Genomic DNA, 18,038 nt, shown 5'->3' with positions numbered 1-18,038 from the left:
AATACCTATGGATAACATGTTTTTAAACGCGTGTAAAAACGCACAAAAAGGGATAGTGCAAACATTCCTGAAAAAAGGGGGGATTAGTGTTGATAAACGCGATACCCTGGGCAATACGCCCTTATATTATGTATGCTTAAAAAGTGCAAAGGATATTGCCAAAATGTTGATAGATGCCGGCGCTGATGTTAACCTGGGCAATAACCTAAGCGAAACACCCCTGCATTGTGCATCGCGCAGCGGCAGCAAAGACCTGATCAAGCTATTAACTGATGCCGGTGCTAATGTGAATGCCTGCAATAACCATGGGCAAACACCTCTTTTTTATGCTGTACTTGCAGGTAAAACAGAAACATCGCTCTACCTGATCTCATTAGGAGCCGATACCACCGTTAAAGACAATGCCGGTTACAGTTTGCTTGATCACGCTACGGCCAACGGTATGCGCGACCTGGTTGCAAAATTGTCGGCCGGTGAAACCGCGCAAAAGGATGACAATGGGAACACACCGCTTCACCAGGCGGTTTATAATAACCATAGCGAAACGATAAACGCTTTGCTCAAATCGGGTGTATGGGATGTAAATGGCTTAAATAACGATGGCGTTAGTCCGCTGATATTTGCAGTTAATAACTCCAATATACACGTGGCCGGGCTTTTAATTAAAAATGGCGCCGATGTTAACCTGCATGTACAGAATGGTAATTCGGCATTGCACTTCGCGGCAGGTATGGGCAACTATCATCTTGGCAAAATGCTGCTTGAGGCAGGTGCGGAGGTCGATTCGCGCAACAGCTTTAGTGAAACCCCGCTTATTGTGGCAGCGCAATGCGGATTTAATGATTTTACCGCTTTTTTAATCGAAAATAATGCTGATGTAAACGCCGTGGACAATAACGGCCGGCACGCTATGGATTTTGCCAGCGAGCGCGGTTATACCGAGATACTGGAACAGCTGTTAATGGCAGGTGCCGAAAGCCGGTAACAAAACAGCCCTGTTTATGATGAGCGCCTGCCGCGATATATTAAACGGCAGGCATTTTATTTTACCGGAACCCTGAGCTGCTTTTAATCAAGCAATGTCCAGGTACGTTTAGTTTGTATGGTTTGTATGGCTTGCTGCTCGGCAACTACAATGTTCTCTTTACGCTGGCCTATGTATTCCAGGGTGCTGAGCTTATTCCACAGGGCAACAATTACCCGCATAAATTCATCAATCGCTGTCATTGACGAGTTTATTTCATGATGGTTGTAAACTATTTCGATCAAACGGGCTAAAAGCTCTTCAAAATTACCGGGTGTTACATCTTTCCATTCATAAAAATATTTAAGTAATTCTTCCCGTTCTGCTCCCGGCATACTTTTAACCGTACTGAAAAACAGGTGTGCCATTTCTGAAAAACAGGAAACCAGCTGGATAGGCGGCTGAAGATAGATCAGGTTCCGGTATGAAAAGTAGATCCCCGCGATATAATCAAGCATTTTATCGCATAGCAGCTTTACATTTTTGCCAATGGTAGATACCGAATCTTTCGAGGTGATCTTATCAATAATACGGAACGAAAGCAACTGAAGGTTATTGATCTGTGTCCCAAAGTTTTCATAATAGGTCATAAGGCCGGTATGGCTTATCAGCGCAGTACAGGGCGGGATATAGCTTACATTGGCCTGAAACGTGCTCCCGCTCCGTACAAACTTACCAACCTCCATAAAGTGTGCTCCCATGCTGTTCATTTGTGATGCCGGCAAAATAGTGATACCGTAATGTTTGCTGATATCGGGATAGCGGATGGGCTGTTCTTCCGGGTCGGGCGTGCCTGAGGGTACACGCTCAAAGGGATTTACGGTAAGCAGCACATAATAAGTTTCTGATGCTTCATTAAGGGTTTCCTGCCCAAAGTAATGGCTAAATGTTAACGGCTGTTCGGCACGGGTAATATCAATCCTGAAACCTTCGGCTGTGATGGCGTTACACTGGTTTAAAGTTACCTGCACCTGGCCTGATGCACGTTCGGTGATCTGGATATCCAGTGATGAGTTTTGCCCCTGTGCGGGCGGAAGCAATCCAAAATTATTATTGTTGAGCGGCAGCGAATTGGCATCGCGTACTATATCATGAATAAAATTATCAGTATTAACAAAATGTGCGCTGGAAATTTTCATTCCATCTATCCAGTTCACAGGTTTATGTTTTAATGGGCTGATCATGTTATTTGTTTTATATCGAGTTTGTTAATAAATTTCATATAAGATTGATAAAATGCATTGGTCGTCAAATCGTTAGCTTTAGTCTTTGCGCATTCTGCTTTTAGCTTTTATATGATAAAGTTTACAGGTAAATGGCCTGATCGTCGGTGCGGGCGGGTTCACTTACCACTTCCGATACACGTTTGGCAAATATCGTTACCGACTCGGTTATCCGGTTTTCTGTAATATTAAGGTCCGGGTCGATAAAGTGACGTTGCTTAAAAAACGATGGTTTAATATAAAAGATCCACTTATAGCTTTCATTATTATTAAGCTTATACTGCACTGTTGATTTTGGAAACTTAAGATTATAATCATCAATAAACTTTTGAAACCACTGGCCAAAATTCATGTTTGGCGGCGCTTTAGCCTTTACTTTAAGCGGTTCGGGATCGTTGGTGTTTTTATACAGATCGAGTTCGAGTACCATCAGCCTGTCAAAATCCAGGTGCTCCATGCTGATATCTTCGGGAGCACTGGGATATTGCCAAACCTTGTAAATTTCGAGCGGGATGCTTAAAAAGGCGATGTACCCCCACCAAAAAACAGGCGGTAATAAAAATATCAGGATACTGGTTGAGGCCCACAGGCCATATTGCATATCATTAAGCCAGTTAAATGCCAGCTTGAAAAGGAACATTCCCAACAAACATGATATTAAAGAAGCCACGAGGAAAAACCATTTTTTATCGAGAAACTGCTCTTCATGATATTTGCCGGCAAGCCAGGTGTAAAATACCCCCAACCCTAAATATATAAGCTGGCAAAACAGGTACCCCCATGGCATAAATTGCATACCTAAAAAGCCCAAAAAGCCCGGAACTCCCAATATAACAGCCGTTAAAAGTAAAGTGATGATGAGGCGCCTGTTGCTTAGGTATTTGTTTTTCTTGTTCACCACCGACATGATCAGGGCGGCAATGAAGAACAGGATAGGGGCTATCAGATAACTTATAAAAAACGATTTAAGGTTCATGAGTATTAAATATATAGGCCGGGGCAGCTATCTTATATAAATTTCAAATTAGTATAATCAATTACCGATAATATTGGTTATTGTTTTGGATAGCATCAATTATTTAAATCACAAATGAGAATAAAAAAGCCTAATCAAATTGATACCGACTATAAAGCGACAACCATAGCGGCCGAAATTATTGAAAATGAAATGGTTAGTGCCGGTGATGTGATGATACTGCCCAAAGGTCCTAAAAAGCGTGCCTATGATAAGGAGATAGCTGGTATAACAGTTGATAAAAAAAATGAAGGTAAAAAACCGGTAACCACCATTTTGGTTAACCGCGATGGCTTTTATGATATGCTGCCTGAGGGATTGTTTCACCGGCCCCCTGCTTCGAGTGTGATGATCACAGAGGAGGATATGATCAAAGATATTAAAGCCCGCCGAGAAGAAGAAAAACAAACCCGCCGCTTTTTTGCTCCATTTGAAGCCGAGCTTAACTATTTCAGGACAATGGTTGAGCTTTATGAAAACCGGCTCGACAAAAAAAATGAGTACGATGAGCTGATCAATATATTTTTAAAGGAATGGCAGGAGTTTGAGTGTTTTACAAAAAAGCAGATGCTTATTTTAATACATGTTTTACCTGTAATACATGAGCAGCGCAATAATATCGGTTTTGTGAGCAGCATTATTAACATGATGTTCAGTGTACCCTTATCATTGCATTACAAAACGGTATATCCGAAGCAAAAAAACGGTGCCGCTATAAATGGAGGCGGAACAGCCCTTGGAGCCGGTGCTTTGGGTGTAAACTTTATTGCAGGGCAGATTATTGAGGCAGGGCAAAAATTAGTAATGAACATAGGCCCGGTGAGCGCCGCCCGGATGCTGGAGTTTTTACCCGGCACATCTGCTGCAAAAGCTATTGACGTATTGTTATCCTACTTTATACCTTTAGGGGCCGGCGTGCAATTTAACCTCGTAGCCGACCAGGCTTCGCAAAGATTGGTTATCGGCGGGGCAGGGGCTAATGCTACTTTGGGTTATACTACTTATTTGGGGTGATGATTATACGAATCCCATTTTTACGTTCCTGGAGTGTGTACTTATCTTTTTTCATAAATAAAAATTGTCGATAGAGCAGGGTGGGATTGTGAGTAGGGGCGAAAGAGAAATCTTGTAAGCAACGCAAATCCGGTAAGCATGGCTGTACCGATAACCAGTTCAAAAGAAGATGTTTTTCCGCAGCAGAACAGCTTCGGGTGAAAGCGGGCAGCACAATGGTGGCCATGCGGGCTGTAGGGGCATAGCAAGTTTTTGCAGAAGCCTGGGAAAGAGCGGGCGAAGCAGGGCAAAATAATTGCAGCCCATGGTTCTGGCCGATTTGCAGGGCAAGGCCTCTGCGCAAAGAAGCCTTTCGGGGTACTTTTGTGGCTGCAAAAGTAACTGGCCTCCGCGCGGCCAGGAGCGCGACAAGGTAAGTTCAATCCAACAAAAGCCCGTTATCTGCTTTAGCATAGCGTACAAGATTTTCTCACTCGTTCCTCGTTTCGGAAATGACATTCTATTTCTGTTATTAACAAAAGAACCCAAGATAAAGGCAGCGGTATGGATATTTATTAAGCAACCCAAACCTTACTCCGCAAACACTCTATAATTAACATCGATAACGCTCCGGCTTTGCAGTTTTGATTTTAGCAGATCAAGCAGAGTGTCCCATTCCTGTGCCGAAAGCTCATAGTCGGCCGGTGTTATATAAATATCGGTTGTTTTAATAAAACCTTCTTTGGGGTTGGCTGATATGCTTACGCCTTTGCTTACGCGGATGTTTTTGATTTTTGCTCCAAGCTCATATCTGCAAAAGCTTGTTAAATCGGCAAGGGTAACTATGCGGTCTTTAGTGGTGAGGCCATATTTATAGGCCTGGATCCGCTCGGAGGCGCCAAGGCTGTTCCGGCCGCCGGTGGTCGTGGTAAGGAGCCTTAAGCTATCCGGCTTAAGTTTAACGGCTTCGGCCTGCTGTAACTTTGACCCTTTGCGGATGTTGTTGGCATTATCGGCAAGGGTTGTCCAAAAGCTGAGGTATAGCATGGCCGCTTTATTTGCCGGTTTCAATACCAGGTAGTTTACCAGTTCATGATTATCTTTTGATGTTTTTGATTTTTTTTCGATAACAGAGATATTCTGCTCCAGCGTTTTTAAGGCAGTTGTTAAAAAGTCGCTTCCATATGCAGCAAAGGCCGCTTTTTCATCGCGAAGCAGCTCAAACAAATATTCGATAGTTTGCCTGGCGTTACGCGCGTCAAAACGCTCGGCGCCGCCATTCCTGATGGAGTAACTGCCCTCATAATTAATACCGGCCTGGCTATAAGGGATCTCGTTATACTGAACATTATTATCGTCATGCAGCTCATGGATCGATAAAAAGTGATCATAAGCGCCTGGTTTTATGGGGATAATATCGCTGATCTCCTTGATCCTGAATTTTTGTTGGTGCAACCGCCTGCTCATCACCGGGAAACAGTTTAAATGTAACTGCAGTTCATCAATGGCATTTGCCGGGATGGCTGCCGGGAATACGACCTTGAACCACAGGCAGGGTTTAAGCGTTTTCAGATCCTGATCGTTAAAAAACAACAACAATTCCTCCGGATAGTTTGCTTTGAAGGCAGCAATATTGGTTAGCCGCTCGTCGGTAAGGGAAATAAAATGATTGTTGTAATAGGTCCTGATGTCGCGGGTTATGAGGTTAATGATATGCTGATCATAAAAAACAGGTTTCTGATCGTCGGCTTGTTCACCAGCATAAATGAGGCCCGGTTCAATATTCAGCTGTGAGCCATCGAGGTAAAATTTAGTTACCTGCAGCAGGCTGTAAAAATCGGTATTGCTGATATAAGCAGGCCAGTCGAAATAGATCCCCGCGTTTTTAAAAGTATTTAATGACGCTGCTGTTTCAATGCCAATCCAAAGGGTGTTCGGTTCGCCAAAAACACCGGGCCGGGCGTTCAGCAGGGCATTTTTCTGCCCGTTTTCAACATGTTCCTGTAGCCCGGCCCCGTTAAAGCTATATTTTATTTCGGCGTTAAATACGGGGTTTGCACCTGCCGGGGTAAAATAAATATCCAGTTGTTCCGGGCTGGTTTTGCCAACCTCTGCTGCCAGTTGTTTCCGGAAATAAAAATGATTGCCGATGTTCAGTATTTCTGAAGCTTCAACGGGTTTACCTTTTAATATGGCATGGGCGGGCAGGGGGGCCGTTAAATAGTCGGATGCCAGGATCCTGGATATTTTGTTCAGGATGCGATGTTCCAGGTTTTTAACATCGTTGTTTAAGTTAAACAACTCGGTGCTCAGGGCTTCAATCAAAAGCTTTACCAGCGGATCAACGTCATTTACGTTTTGAACACCCCAAAACTCGGTAGCGTTCTTCAGCATGCGGTTCCTGATCTCTTCTTTCGAGGTATAAAATATAGTGCTCATAGGTTTATGCTGATAGCGGGCTTAGGAATAAAGCAGTTTTGAACAAATATGTTTCGCCGGTTTTGTTCAGTTTGCCCTTAATGCTTATCTCTACCTTCTTTTTTATCTCGCTCACATTACGCAACGGGTAAAATTTATTGATCTCGGTAATGTTAACACTGATATCAATATCATAGATCCTGTTTTCAAATCTGGTGATAGAGCGTAATAACGATTGTCTCAGTTTTTCTTCCCAAATGGTCTCGCTCATAATAAGTTCAAAGTCCATATCCCAGATCTCGCAACCAAACTCAGGGTTATATCGATGCTCGCCAAAACGGGTAAAAATAATGAGTTCGATGTATTGCGATATAGATGCGCCAAGGTCTTGTTTATCAAGGTCCTGCCCGTTATTGATATGGCTAAAACGGAGTGGTTTTGAATAAAGCGGGTTCAGCATAAATGATATTATTGGATTGCGCCTGTGTTAAATTTTAACTTTTTATAAACATTTATTTTCAAAAATAGTTGTAGATATGTTTTATTGGTTATAAATAGTTGATAAAGTATTGGTTTTTTGATAATTATTACACTATTGGTTAATTAATAAGCGTGTGCTAAATATTATAAAATGCAGCTTTTTAGCTGTAAATAAACCGAACCGATACTATAATATATTAGATGAAACCTGTAAACAATAGCGACCTAAACCGGGCTTATCGCAAATTCATGATGTACCTTATTACATTACTGGGTTTTGCTATCATTATCGTTTACTTCTTTTTTGCAACCTCGGGCCGTGAGCTTGAATTATTAAATGCCCGCGTTAAAAAAACAGATCAGCTGATAGCACTCCGTGCCGATATCAATAACAGTTTTGAATTGATCCTGCTGCGCATGCAGCAACTTGCGCAGTATGCAAAAATGAACTCGCAGGAGCTTAATAACCAAACTTTGCTGCTTAATGATATCCAGGAAAGCAATCAGCATATCCAGGAGCGGCTGCAAAGCAATCCTTACCCGCTTAAAAGTTTTGAGCTGTATAAAAAGCTCAGCAACGATATTGAAACTATTGCCAGTATCAAAGATTCGCTTTTTACTACACGTTTCCAGATCGAAAGCCTTCGCTCACAGTTAGAGTCGTGCAGCCAGGTAAATAAAACCGCCATTAACCAGTTAAACCATCACTATCCGCATTAATAAGCCATATGTTAAAATTCAGTTTAAAAGAACGGAGAGAAAAATTCCTGTTTTTCACAGGGATGTTTTTAGTAACATCGGTGATATTGTGCGTGGCTATATTTTATAATTATGGCAGCGAAGGGTTAGTATCAAAAAGCGAGTTTGCTAAAAAAGTAACTGAAGAAGAGCAGTTTGAAAGCCTTGTTACCGAAGCCTTACCAACAGTTGATACCACTTACCATAAAATAGTAAAGTTTAACCCCAACGTACAGGCCGTTTTTTTGGAAAATGATATCAGCGGTTCAATAGGCGCTGTAAAGTCATATTACAACCGCCGCCCTTATGATGCGCGGTATAAATGCTTTATCCATGCTTCAAAATTGTTGCAGGCACTTTTTTATGATAAGCGCGAACTAACGGGCAATTATAATGATATCAGGAACATAAAAGGATCGGTTGATGACTGCCACATTGCACAGCGGCAATTGCAGCAAAACATGAGCTTGGCCCGGTAAGCATCATCCTACATCTACCATATATAACCTAAGCAAAATGAAAAACGAATACAACGACGGGAGGCCCGTCGATACAAACCGGAACACCTACACCTTTTTATACATTTTTACGGGCGTGGTTGTTATTGCCGGTATCATTTTCCTGTTGCGGAGCTCATTGTTTGAAAAGAGAGTGATCAACGCCCGCATCCTGAAGGATGAGATAGCCCTGAACGAGCACCTGGTTTACTCGGATAATACCGCCAATGCCAAAAGCTGGCTTTGGGAGTTTGGCAACGGCGATAAATCAACCCGGCAAAACGGAAGCTACCACTTTAAAAAAACAGGCGACTATATCATACGGCTTACCGTTGATGGTAATTTAACGCAGCAATTCCCGGTTAGCGTAAAGGATAGTACCCCAACCATGGCTGCAGATACCCTGATTACTATTAACGGGCCTACACAGGGTATCGTAAATGAACAGGTAAGGCTTGAGGCACAGGGTAACGCCCGGATTTATGAATGGTCGTTTGGAGAAACCGGCAGGGTGGATGTTAAAGGGCCAACGGCGCTCTACACCTTTCACAACCCCGGTACCTATTTCATCAAACTGAGCACGGATAAAAACAGGCGCCCAGTCTATCACCGCATGCGTATTACCAATCCCGATTCGACATTTGCTAACCAGATCGTAAACCCTGGCGAAAGCGAACGCCGCGTAATTGACGATATCAGGGCACACCTGCAGGCTATAGCCAACGGTGGTGATTTTAACCGCCATTACTATTACCTCGTCAGGAGGTATTTCTGCGGAGATGAGAAAGTTACCGTAAACCTCGAGGATAACGGCGAGAGCAAACGGACTGATTTTTACTCTTACTGTATGCGGTTAACTTTTGGAGGCGGTATCAGTGTTGACGAAGCACAGGTTACTCTAAAGCCAAAATCAAATTGCTCAAGTATGCTTTCGGTAAGGCAGCATGCAACCACTGCTGCCCCCGAAAAGAGGCCCAGATAATCCATTTTAAAACCTATTTGCATCAACCAGCATGAAAAACATATTAAGCTCCATTTTTTTAACCTGTATACTAATTGCGGCCAGGGCGCAATCGCCGGTATCGCTTGGCAAAACGGTAGTAACATTGCCCAAAGCGTTTGAAAAACCTGATGAGCGCACCAGCATTTACAACACCGACGACCGTACCTCCCTGCCCTGGATCGTATTTTCAGACAGGGCTGAAAATTATACGTATACCTCGCCGGGCGGAACACTGGTAATGAAAAAAATAAGTTTCATGGAACCCTTTTATGTTAGCGAACAAAAAAACGGTTTCATAAAACTGATTAAGTACCAGGCAGGCATGGTACAGGGTAAAAAGCTTACCAATAAAAAAAGCTCGCAAAGTTACGGATGGATCAGCATTTCAAAGGTGTTGCCCTGGCAATCGGCTTTTACCAGCAGGAATGGTTATCCCGAAAAATATATCACCATCATAAGTGGTGCAGGTCCGCTCACTATGCCCGATTATTATTATGACAAAACCGATTCGGCATACATTTTTGCCGGGCCCGATCAAAGCCAGAAAAAAACCAAAGTGGCGTTGCACAATGTGGTTTATGTATACAAAAAATCCGACGACGGAAAAAAAGTACTGGTAGGCTCTGATCCGCAGCTGATTGCTGATAATGCCGCCGGCAGTGTTTATGGCTGGATAGCCGCCGACGCCGTTCACAGCTGGGGCGATAGGCTATATATCGGGTCGGCAAGGGAAAACCAGCCGTTGATCAATGATTCCATTGCAGGGTATATCAACCGTTCATTAAAAACCAATAATAGCAACGGAGGTACAGGTTACTTTGCTTTTGATCCTTTACTGGCCGATAATGCTCCCTTATTATTGAGCATGCCCGTAAGCTCATCTGCTTCGGGTAATCTTAGCCTCGGCTTCGCAACCGATGTTTATGATAAAAGCCATAACAGTGTGCTTAATATTAAAGGCGGGCATTTAGCATATAAGGATTACCTTAAAATTCGCAACAATGTTCACCACGTTAACATTGTGTTTGTGGTGGATGGCGGCAGCCCTATGCGCAATTATTTTTCGGGTATTACCAGCACTATTCAATCATTTGAAGATATTTTTGACGCGCATGCCAGGGGTAACCAGGTTAGATATGGGGCTGTAGTTTACCGTAACGCAGCCGGCTGTCAAACCGGGGGCATCCAGTCAACCCCGCTTAGTGCCGATTATCGCAACCTGGTAAAATACCTCGAATCGCAGTCAACTACAACAGGCAATTGTGCCCCGGTTATAAGTTCCCAACCTGTTTTTGACGGTATTCGCACGGGGCTAAACCTGTTTGGCAATCATCCCGATGAAACCAACCTGGTCATCCTGATTGGTGCCACCGGTGCTTTAGATCGAAATTCGTTAGGCGTTAATACGGTGGCCAATCAAATAGCAGCAGCTAACGCCCGTTTGTTAGCTATCCAGGTATTTAGCGATTATAACCCTATCTACAATGATTTCGTGATCCAGGCAAGGCAAATTGTATCACAATCTGCGGTAAAGCTGGCCGATTATAAAAAACAGCGCATGGTTAACGGCGAAGGCCTTACCAACGTGCAGCAATTCAATACATCGCTTTCCGATTCGGTTTCTTTTTACCTCGATTATCCCAAAAAGAGCCTGATCCAGGGCGCTGTGGTGTTTCCGCCCAAGAGAGTGGTAAAATCAAACCAGGCTATGAGTTTAGCAGTTGAACGCCTGATGCGCGAAACGGATTATGATATCCATAACCAGATTCATACGCTTGACAGTGCTTTCAGGCTTACCGGGCGCGAAAACCGCTATGTGCAGCCGCTGGTTATGCAGCAGCAGGGGCAGCCATCAACCAACCTGGGCAACAATATGCCGCATAACGCTTTCAAATATTACCTCAGTGCCGAAGCGCCCGGAAACCTGGTGAATGAAAGTAAGGGCCAGCTGCAATATTTGCTGATATTGAACGAGCAGGATTATAAACAGCTAACGGATCTGTTATCGCTCATGATAGGTGAAAACCTGCAGCGGGACGCATCTGATTATCGCTCAAAACTGGTTGATAACTATGTTGATATCGCGGCCAAACATTTAGGGCTTAACATATCAGGCAGTGATGTTAAGGACATGACCCTGGCCGATTATTTTCTGCGCGTTACCAGTTTGCCCTTGCCCGGCAAAAAAGATTTTTATAACAAGAAGGTGAATGATCTTAAACATACCGATGATATGCCGCAGGCGCAGTTTGAGGCATATATTCATTATTTGATCCATAGCAGTGATGTTATTAAACAGGCTGCTATAACCAGTCAGCATTTTACATCAAACGGCAAAACCTATTATTATATAACCCAGGCTAACCTGCAATAGCATATGAACATAGTTAATTTAGGCGAGTCGGTGAAAACGGCGGTGCGGGTAGCGCAGTCATTAGCCAAAGAATATCACCACAAGGAGTTTGGTCCGGCGCATCTTTTAAAAGGCTTGATGCACCAGGAAGTGGGGTTGAAGAACCTGCTTCAGTCCATCGGGAAAGATACTGCTTATATAAGCGATTGGGCCGAAGTACGCATTGAAGATTATTCGGCTGCTTTAACTGTGCCCGACGAAATGTTAGGTAATACCCAGGTGAAACAGGTGTTTGAAGAAGCCGATAATGTGCGCATAAAATTGGGCCAGGATTTGATTACGCCCGTTTGTGTGTTGATTGCATTAATAAAGCCAAATGTGGGTTTTGACGCTAACCAGCTAAAATCTTTCCCGGTAAAAGAACGCGAGTTGCTGGATATTTATTTGAGTAATGAGGAGGTTAACCATGCGGTAAACCCCTCCGCGGGTACAGGGGATAACGACAATGCGCCCAAACAAACAACAGCGTTGCTCAAATACTGTGTAGACCGCACAAGCCTGGCCAAACAGGGTAAGGTAGATCCTATCATAGGCCGGGAGCGTGAAACACGGATGGTGATGGAGATCCTGAGCCGGCGTACCAAGCCCAATGTAATGATCACCGGCGATGCGGGCGTTGGAAAAACGGCCCTGGTTGATGGGTTCGCGCTTAATATTGTAAATGGGCAGGTGCCGGCATCGCTAAAAAATGTACAGCTTTTTGAGCTCGATTTAGGATCGCTGATTGCGGGTGCATCTTATAAAGGAGAGATAGAAGACAGGTTAAAAAATATCCTGCGCGAGATAAAGCAGTTTGAAAAGGCCATCCTGTTTATTGACGAGGTACACACCCTGCTTGACAATAAAGGGCCGATAGGCGGTGGCGTCGGCAACTTGCTGAAACCTGAGCTTGCCCGCGGCGAAATAACAGTAATTGGTGCTACGACTATTGACGAATACCGCAAAGTGATTGAACCCGAACAGGCATTCAGCCGACGGTTTGAGGTACTGCAGGTAAATGAGCCTGATACGCCTACGGCTATAAAAATGCTTAAAAAGCTGGTGCCCCGGTATGAGGGGCATCACAACTTGAAAATAGATGATAACACTGCCGAAGAATGCGTAAGACTGGCGCAGCGGTACATGAAAGACCGCCGCCTGCCCGATTCTGCCTTCGACCTGCTTGACCGTACCATGGCTGCTATCCGCTTAATGAACGATACTACTGATACGGCCCTTTCCGAACTCCGCACCGAACTGGACGAATTGAAAGCGCAGGATGATGCGGGCGATTTGATCGGAGCATACCAATGGCTTTACACCCTGTATCGCAATAAAATAAGCGCAGTGTTGTTAGGTCAACTGGAAGATGAAACCCAGGTTGATACTTTTGAAACGCCCGATGAATACATCGCTTACTTTGAGCGCAACCTGGGCCGGCTTGAAGAATTGGCTCAAAATAAAACGGAGGTAGTTGATAAATATGATATTGCCGCTGTTATCTCTTACAAAACAGGCATCCCCTTAGGTAAGATCCAGGCACAGGAAAAAGAGCGGCTTTTGGGGATGGAAGGCTTCCTGAAAAAACGGGTTGTGGGGCAGGACCAGGCGTTGAAGGCGGTATCTGATGCTGTACTCGAATCGCGCAGCGGACTGAACAAAAAAGGTCAGCCCATCGGCTCATTTTTTTTGCTTGGCCCAACGGGTACCGGTAAAACGGAGCTGGCCAAATCAATAGCCGAGTTTTTGTTTAATGACGAAAAGGCGATGATCCGCTTTGATATGTCGGAGTTTAAGGAGGAGCATTCGGCCGCCTTGCTGTATGGCGCGCCGCCCGGCTATGTAGGTTATGAAGAGGGCGGCTTGCTCGTAAACAAAATAAGGCAGCAACCTTACTCGGTTGTACTGTTTGATGAAATTGAAAAGGCACACCCATCGGTATTTGATATCTTTTTACAGATCCTGGACGAAGGCCAAATGCACGACAGGTTGGGCAAGCAAGGCGATTTTTCAAATGCCCTGGTGCTGTTTACCTCAAACATAGGCAGCGAGTGGGTGGCCGAACAAATTAGCCGGGGCCATATGCCTACATCAAATCAATTGATGGAGGTGATGGCCAATAAGTTCAGGCCGGAGTTTTTGGCGCGGTTATCAGAGATAGTACCCTTTGCGCCTATACATGAAGAAAACGTGGTACGCATTTTTGAGATCCAGCTTAAAAGCCTCATACAGGCGCTTGATAAAATGGGCATAAATATGCTGTTAAGCGCTGAAGCTAAAAGTATGTTGGCCTTAAGCGGTTTTACACCCAAATATGGTGCCCGGCAGCTCTCGGCAGTGATCCGTAACCAGTTGCGCAGGCCAATATCACGCTACATTATTTCGGGCGAACTAAAAAAAGGAAATACTATCGCCATAGATAAAAAAAACGACGATAACGAATTATTGTGGAGCATTAATTAAGTAATTTAACTGAAATACATACTGTTAAAAACAATTTTATAGTTATTGCATTATAACATAAACACTTTCATACTTATCATTTAAAGCTATGTTTAATTACGAAATAGGGGGAAACGAAACAAAAGTTGATACCTCGGAAGCATTTGGTGAGATAGCTCCCAATAAAACTTTGTTTATTCAAAAATTAACTGATAATGAGCCGCTGAGACCGGAGAAGGTTGAAGGACTTAAAAATGTAGAAGAGGTTTTTGCCCATTACAAGCCCAAAGTAAACGTTGAACTGGAAAAAGAAGATGGCTCGAACGTTACCGAAACCCTGCACTTTCAACATCTTGGTGATTTTAACGCTAAGAACCTGGTACAACAAAGTAAATACCTGCATAAACTTAATATCCAGCGCGAGATGTACCTCAATATCATGAAGCAGCTGAAAACCAATAAAACGCTTAAGTCAACCCTTGATAATGCCGAAACCAAACAGGCCTTTATTGAGGCGTTAAAAAATATAGTAACCGAGCTTGACCAATAATTAGCTAATCCTAAACATTTAACAACACGATCATGGCAACACCAAACGAGCAGATCCTGAATGAAAATTCAACAGACCAGGCTCTTAAAATAAAAGAAAGAAGCGGCGCGGCACCTTTATCAACCAGTTTGGATAAACTATCAAAAGTTGGTGGTTTTGATTTGCTGGAAGCTACTATTGATGGCCTTCAGAACCTGAACCCCGAACGCAAAGCCCGTAAACAGATTTTTTTAACTGATGATGAGAAGAAGGGGGAGCGCGAAGAGCTTAAGCTGAAACTTAATCAATGGATAGAAGCTTTGGAAAGCGGCGAATCGGTTAGCGATACGATTGAGAAAAGCGCACAGAAGCTGCAAAGCGTTGAAGAAAACCTGAACAAAAATTTACTCAATGTATTGGAAAGCACCCGCGAACTGGAGCAGGCTTACCGTACAGTACATTTGTTTTATAAAAATACCGAACAGGATAAGCTGAAGAACGTGGTGTTAATGAATGCCACGATAGATCAGTTGAAAGAGCTTGATAACCCGCGCTTTATTGAATATGCTGCAAATGAGCTTAAGCAAAATTACGACAGGCTTGACCTTCGTCAAAATTATTCGATACTGGTTGTGCCGGGATATCTTGGCTCAAACAAAGTAGTTGAACGCTGGTCAAAAATAGCATATGATAATAAAGTAATGCTGGTGACCGATTTTGCGGACCTTGAACAACCGGATGATGTGATAGACCTGTTTACATCAGCCAATTTAACCGGCGGCGATGCCTTTAAATCAAATACCATCATGACCTGTAACTGGCTGGTAGGCCGCGGCAAAGTTGCCGAAGCAGGCGAAGATGACGACCTGTATATTCCGGGCTCGGCGGCATTGGCAGGCAAAATGTATTATACGCTGATGTCGCAGGTTACTGCCGGTAAAAAACATGGCGCGGTTAACGAGGTGGATGGTGTACGCTTTGACCTTAAAAAGAGCGAGATCTCGCACCTGGAACGTATTGGCCTGGTGCCCATGGTTAATGAGTACGGCAAGGTAATGGCGTTTTCGGCTAAAACTTTGTTTAATGGCGATAACATCGGTTTGCAAACCTATTCGGTAGTGCGCGTATTTGACTATATCACCAAGGTATTGTTCGACTTTTTGAACCGCCGTGCTTTTGAAAACTGGACTTCAAAAACAGAGCAGGACCTGCGCTCACAAATCGTGAAGTTTTTAGATAATATCCAGGGGCCCGACAGGCTTATCGAACGCTTTAAAATAATAAGGTTTGAGCGCGATGAGCAGCAGAAGGACCGTATTCACCTCGATATCAATATCACGCCATATTTCCCGGCTAAAAGCTTTGTAGTAAAGCTCGACGGGCAAAAAGGTGAGGATGCAAGCCCAACCTGGAACAGCGAATATAAGCAGCAGTAATATTGCGGTACACAGCGCTGTCAAAACAGCGATGAAACCGCTTTTAAAACAGGAGGCGCCTATGGAGCCGGTATATAGGTGATTTAATAATATCTGTTTTTTAGCTCGGCAGGTGCCTCCTGTAAGCGGTTTCAATATTTAAACCAACATTGTGTGCATTTTAGGTTAATTTAAGCCGGGGCTTAACTTTATTTATTGTTAAATATGGTTTATGTTTGCATTGATGAGGCAGCTATTGATCATTAATGCAGATATAGATAAAACACAAACTACAGCAGCATTGATCAATGCCTATAAAGACGGGGCCCAGGCCGCCGAAGCTGTAGTAAAAGAGATAGCCATTGCCGACCTTAAGTTTAACCCCAACAAGCAATTTACATTAAGCAATAACGAGCCGGAACCTGACCTGGTGCAGGCTGTAAATGCTATAAAATGGGCATCGCACATAGTAATATTTTGCCCGGTTTATAAAGATTCGATCAACTCGAAAATTAAAGGCTTTTTTGATCGCGTTTTTATGCCCGACCAGGTTTTTATCAGCGGCTCATCAGTTAATTTCAATGGCCGGTCCGGGCGTGTAGTTTCTATATTGGATGAAGCAGCCTGGCAGGATTGGCAGGTTGATATGAAGCCAACCTACCTGGCCGTAAAAAAACTAACCCTCGAAAAGCGTGGCATCAAGCCCGTACACACCAGTACCATCGGGCACCTCTACACGCTCGATAACGAATACAGCAAAAAGTGGCTTCAAAAATTATATTCTTTTGGGTTAAAATTTATTTAAATAAATATTTAATATTTTCTCAAAACAATAAATTAATTACATTGTAGTTATTGAAGTAATGCGCAAAGCATCTGCTTTAAATTATTAACCTCTTAAAATTTATCATTATGGCTTTCAAAGCAAGATTAAATTTTTCGGGCAAGGACTACGATGTGCTCACTTGCTCCTATGCATTAAACCGCGATGTAGACTCAAAAGGACGCCCGTCCTCAGGTATTTACGGCGGTACTATCGATATCGAGATCGAGTCGACTGAAGACACCTCCATTATCGAATCAATGGTTAACAACCAGTACAAACCGATTGCCGGAACTTTGCTGATCAAAAAATCTGAGGAAGACGCTAAGATGAAAGAGCTGTCTTTTGAAGATGGTTACATCGTGAAGTATTCTGAAGGTATCGACATTACAGGCGCAACTCCCATGAGTTTGAAGTTTGTGATCTCGGCCCGCAAGTTGAAACTGGGAAGTGCCGAGCATGTGAACGACTGGCCAGGTAAAAACTAAGCCCGGCCGATTTTGTTATCTGTTGTGCCGAAGGGGCACTTAATTTATTTATCTACTTAAAACTTTATTGATCATGGCTTTCAAAGCAAGAATTAGTTTAGGATCGAAAGAATTCGACGTGCTGCAATGCAGCTATTCATTAAACAGAGACGTTGACTCAAAAGGCCGTCCGTCATCAGGTGTATATGGTGGTACTATCCAGGTTGAGGTTGAATCAACCGAAGATACATCGGTTATCGAATCGATGGTGAACAGCCAGTACAAGCCAATTCATGGTACTATCACCTTCAAAAAATCTGAAGAAGATGCCAAAATGAAGGAGCTTAATTTTGAGGATGGTTACATCATTCAATATAACGAGGGGATATCGATTATCGGTAACAACCCAATGTCGTTAAGCTTTGTGATATCGGCGCGTAAGCTGAAAATAGGCAACGCCGAGCACGAAAACGACTGGCCTAAATAATATATCAGTACAATTGATTTGTACTGTCTTTTAAAAAGATACGGAGGAGATAGTAACATATTTTCCTCCGTGTTCTTTTTACAGGTTTTGTT

Annotated in this window: 16 protein-coding genes; 12 read left to right on the top strand and 4 right to left on the bottom strand. The window is 43.4% G+C overall.

The genetic code is table 11. The features are described from left to right. Positions 1-7 precede the first annotated feature (7 nt). Positions 8-985 carry an ankyrin repeat domain-containing protein gene (locus SNE26_RS15830; protein ID WP_321554910.1) on the top strand — a complete coding sequence of 326 codons (978 nt, stop codon included), beginning with the start codon at positions 8-10 and terminating at the stop codon, positions 983-985. Positions 986-1,068: 83 nt separating this feature from the next. Here the strand turns inward: SNE26_RS15830 and SNE26_RS15825 are convergent, their stop codons facing one another. Together SNE26_RS15825 and SNE26_RS15820 are read right to left on the bottom strand one after the other, a co-directional pair. After that, on the bottom strand, positions 1,069-2,208 hold the full coding sequence (locus SNE26_RS15825; RefSeq protein ID WP_321554909.1) for a hypothetical protein: 1,140 nt from the start codon (positions 2,206-2,208) through the stop codon (positions 1,069-1,071). A 121-nt stretch (positions 2,209-2,329) separates the two neighbouring features. After that, complete coding sequence (locus SNE26_RS15820; RefSeq protein WP_321554908.1) at positions 2,330-3,223, bottom strand: TssN family type VI secretion system protein; 894 nt, start codon at positions 3,221-3,223, stop codon at positions 2,330-2,332. Between the two features lie 114 nt (positions 3,224-3,337). Between SNE26_RS15820 and SNE26_RS15815 the strand changes: the two genes are divergently transcribed. Then, on the top strand, positions 3,338-4,276 hold the full coding sequence (locus tag SNE26_RS15815) for a type VI secretion system baseplate subunit TssG (RefSeq protein WP_321554907.1): 939 nt from the start codon (positions 3,338-3,340) through the stop codon (positions 4,274-4,276). Between the two features lie 570 nt (positions 4,277-4,846). On the opposite strand, the gene SNE26_RS15810 is transcribed toward SNE26_RS15815, so the two are convergent. Both SNE26_RS15810 and SNE26_RS15805 read right to left on the bottom strand, forming a co-directional pair. Beyond that, complete coding sequence (locus tag SNE26_RS15810) at positions 4,847-6,694, bottom strand: hypothetical protein (RefSeq protein WP_321554906.1); 1,848 nt, start codon at positions 6,692-6,694, stop codon at positions 4,847-4,849. A gap of 4 nt (positions 6,695-6,698) precedes the next feature. Beyond that, positions 6,699-7,133: a GPW/gp25 family protein gene (locus tag SNE26_RS15805; protein ID WP_321554905.1), complete on the bottom strand. Its 435-nt coding sequence runs from the start codon at positions 7,131-7,133 to the stop codon at positions 6,699-6,701. A 221-nt stretch (positions 7,134-7,354) separates the two neighbouring features. Here SNE26_RS15805 and SNE26_RS15800 point away from each other — a divergent pair, with 221 nt between their 5' ends. From SNE26_RS15800 to tssD (SNE26_RS15755), 10 genes are all read left to right on the top strand, one after another. Next, positions 7,355-7,873 carry a hypothetical protein gene (locus SNE26_RS15800; RefSeq protein WP_321554904.1) on the top strand — a complete coding sequence of 173 codons (519 nt, stop codon included), beginning with the start codon at positions 7,355-7,357 and terminating at the stop codon, positions 7,871-7,873. Between the two features lie 8 nt (positions 7,874-7,881). Further along, positions 7,882-8,370 (top strand): type VI secretion system transmembrane protein TssO, encoded by a 489-nt coding sequence (locus SNE26_RS15795; RefSeq protein WP_321554903.1) that lies wholly within the window; start codon positions 7,882-7,884, stop codon positions 8,368-8,370. 37 nt (positions 8,371-8,407) lie between these two features. Continuing rightward, positions 8,408-9,370, top strand: a complete 963-nt coding sequence (locus SNE26_RS15790) for a PKD domain-containing protein (protein ID WP_321554902.1) — start codon at positions 8,408-8,410, stop codon at positions 9,368-9,370. Between the two features lie 31 nt (positions 9,371-9,401). Further along, positions 9,402-11,765 (top strand): type VI secretion system protein TssR domain-containing protein, encoded by a 2,364-nt coding sequence (tssR, locus tag SNE26_RS15785; RefSeq protein ID WP_321554901.1) that lies wholly within the window; start codon positions 9,402-9,404, stop codon positions 11,763-11,765. A gap of 3 nt (positions 11,766-11,768) precedes the next feature. Continuing rightward, positions 11,769-14,246: an ATP-dependent Clp protease ATP-binding subunit gene (locus SNE26_RS15780; RefSeq protein WP_321554900.1), complete on the top strand. Its 2,478-nt coding sequence runs from the start codon at positions 11,769-11,771 to the stop codon at positions 14,244-14,246. A gap of 88 nt (positions 14,247-14,334) precedes the next feature. Continuing rightward, positions 14,335-14,775, top strand: coding sequence for a type VI secretion system contractile sheath small subunit (locus SNE26_RS15775; protein WP_321554899.1), 441 nt, complete (start codon positions 14,335-14,337; stop codon positions 14,773-14,775). 32 nt (positions 14,776-14,807) lie between these two features. Further along, the gene (locus SNE26_RS15770) at positions 14,808-16,190 is read left to right on the top strand and encodes a DUF5458 family protein (RefSeq protein ID WP_321554898.1); all 1,383 of its coding nucleotides are present in this window, start codon (positions 14,808-14,810) and stop codon (positions 16,188-16,190) included. Between the two features lie 211 nt (positions 16,191-16,401). Further along, a complete protein-coding gene (locus SNE26_RS15765; RefSeq protein ID WP_321554897.1) occupies positions 16,402-16,974 on the top strand; it encodes an NAD(P)H-dependent oxidoreductase in 573 nt (190 codons plus the stop codon). 107 nt (positions 16,975-17,081) lie between these two features. Continuing rightward, the gene (tssD, locus tag SNE26_RS15760; protein ID WP_090531688.1) at positions 17,082-17,480 is read left to right on the top strand and encodes a type VI secretion system tube protein TssD; all 399 of its coding nucleotides are present in this window, start codon (positions 17,082-17,084) and stop codon (positions 17,478-17,480) included. Between the two features lie 73 nt (positions 17,481-17,553). Beyond that, positions 17,554-17,946, top strand: a complete 393-nt coding sequence (gene tssD / locus SNE26_RS15755; RefSeq protein ID WP_090531686.1) for a type VI secretion system tube protein TssD — start codon at positions 17,554-17,556, stop codon at positions 17,944-17,946. Positions 17,947-18,038: the final 92 nt, after the last annotated feature.

Origin of the sequence: Mucilaginibacter sp. cycad4, from assembly GCF_034263275.1 — a bacterium.
GTDB lineage: Bacteria > Bacteroidota > Bacteroidia > Sphingobacteriales > Sphingobacteriaceae > Mucilaginibacter.
The sequence above is the reverse complement of the archived record's forward strand: the minus strand, read 5'-3'. Positions and strand labels throughout refer to the sequence as shown.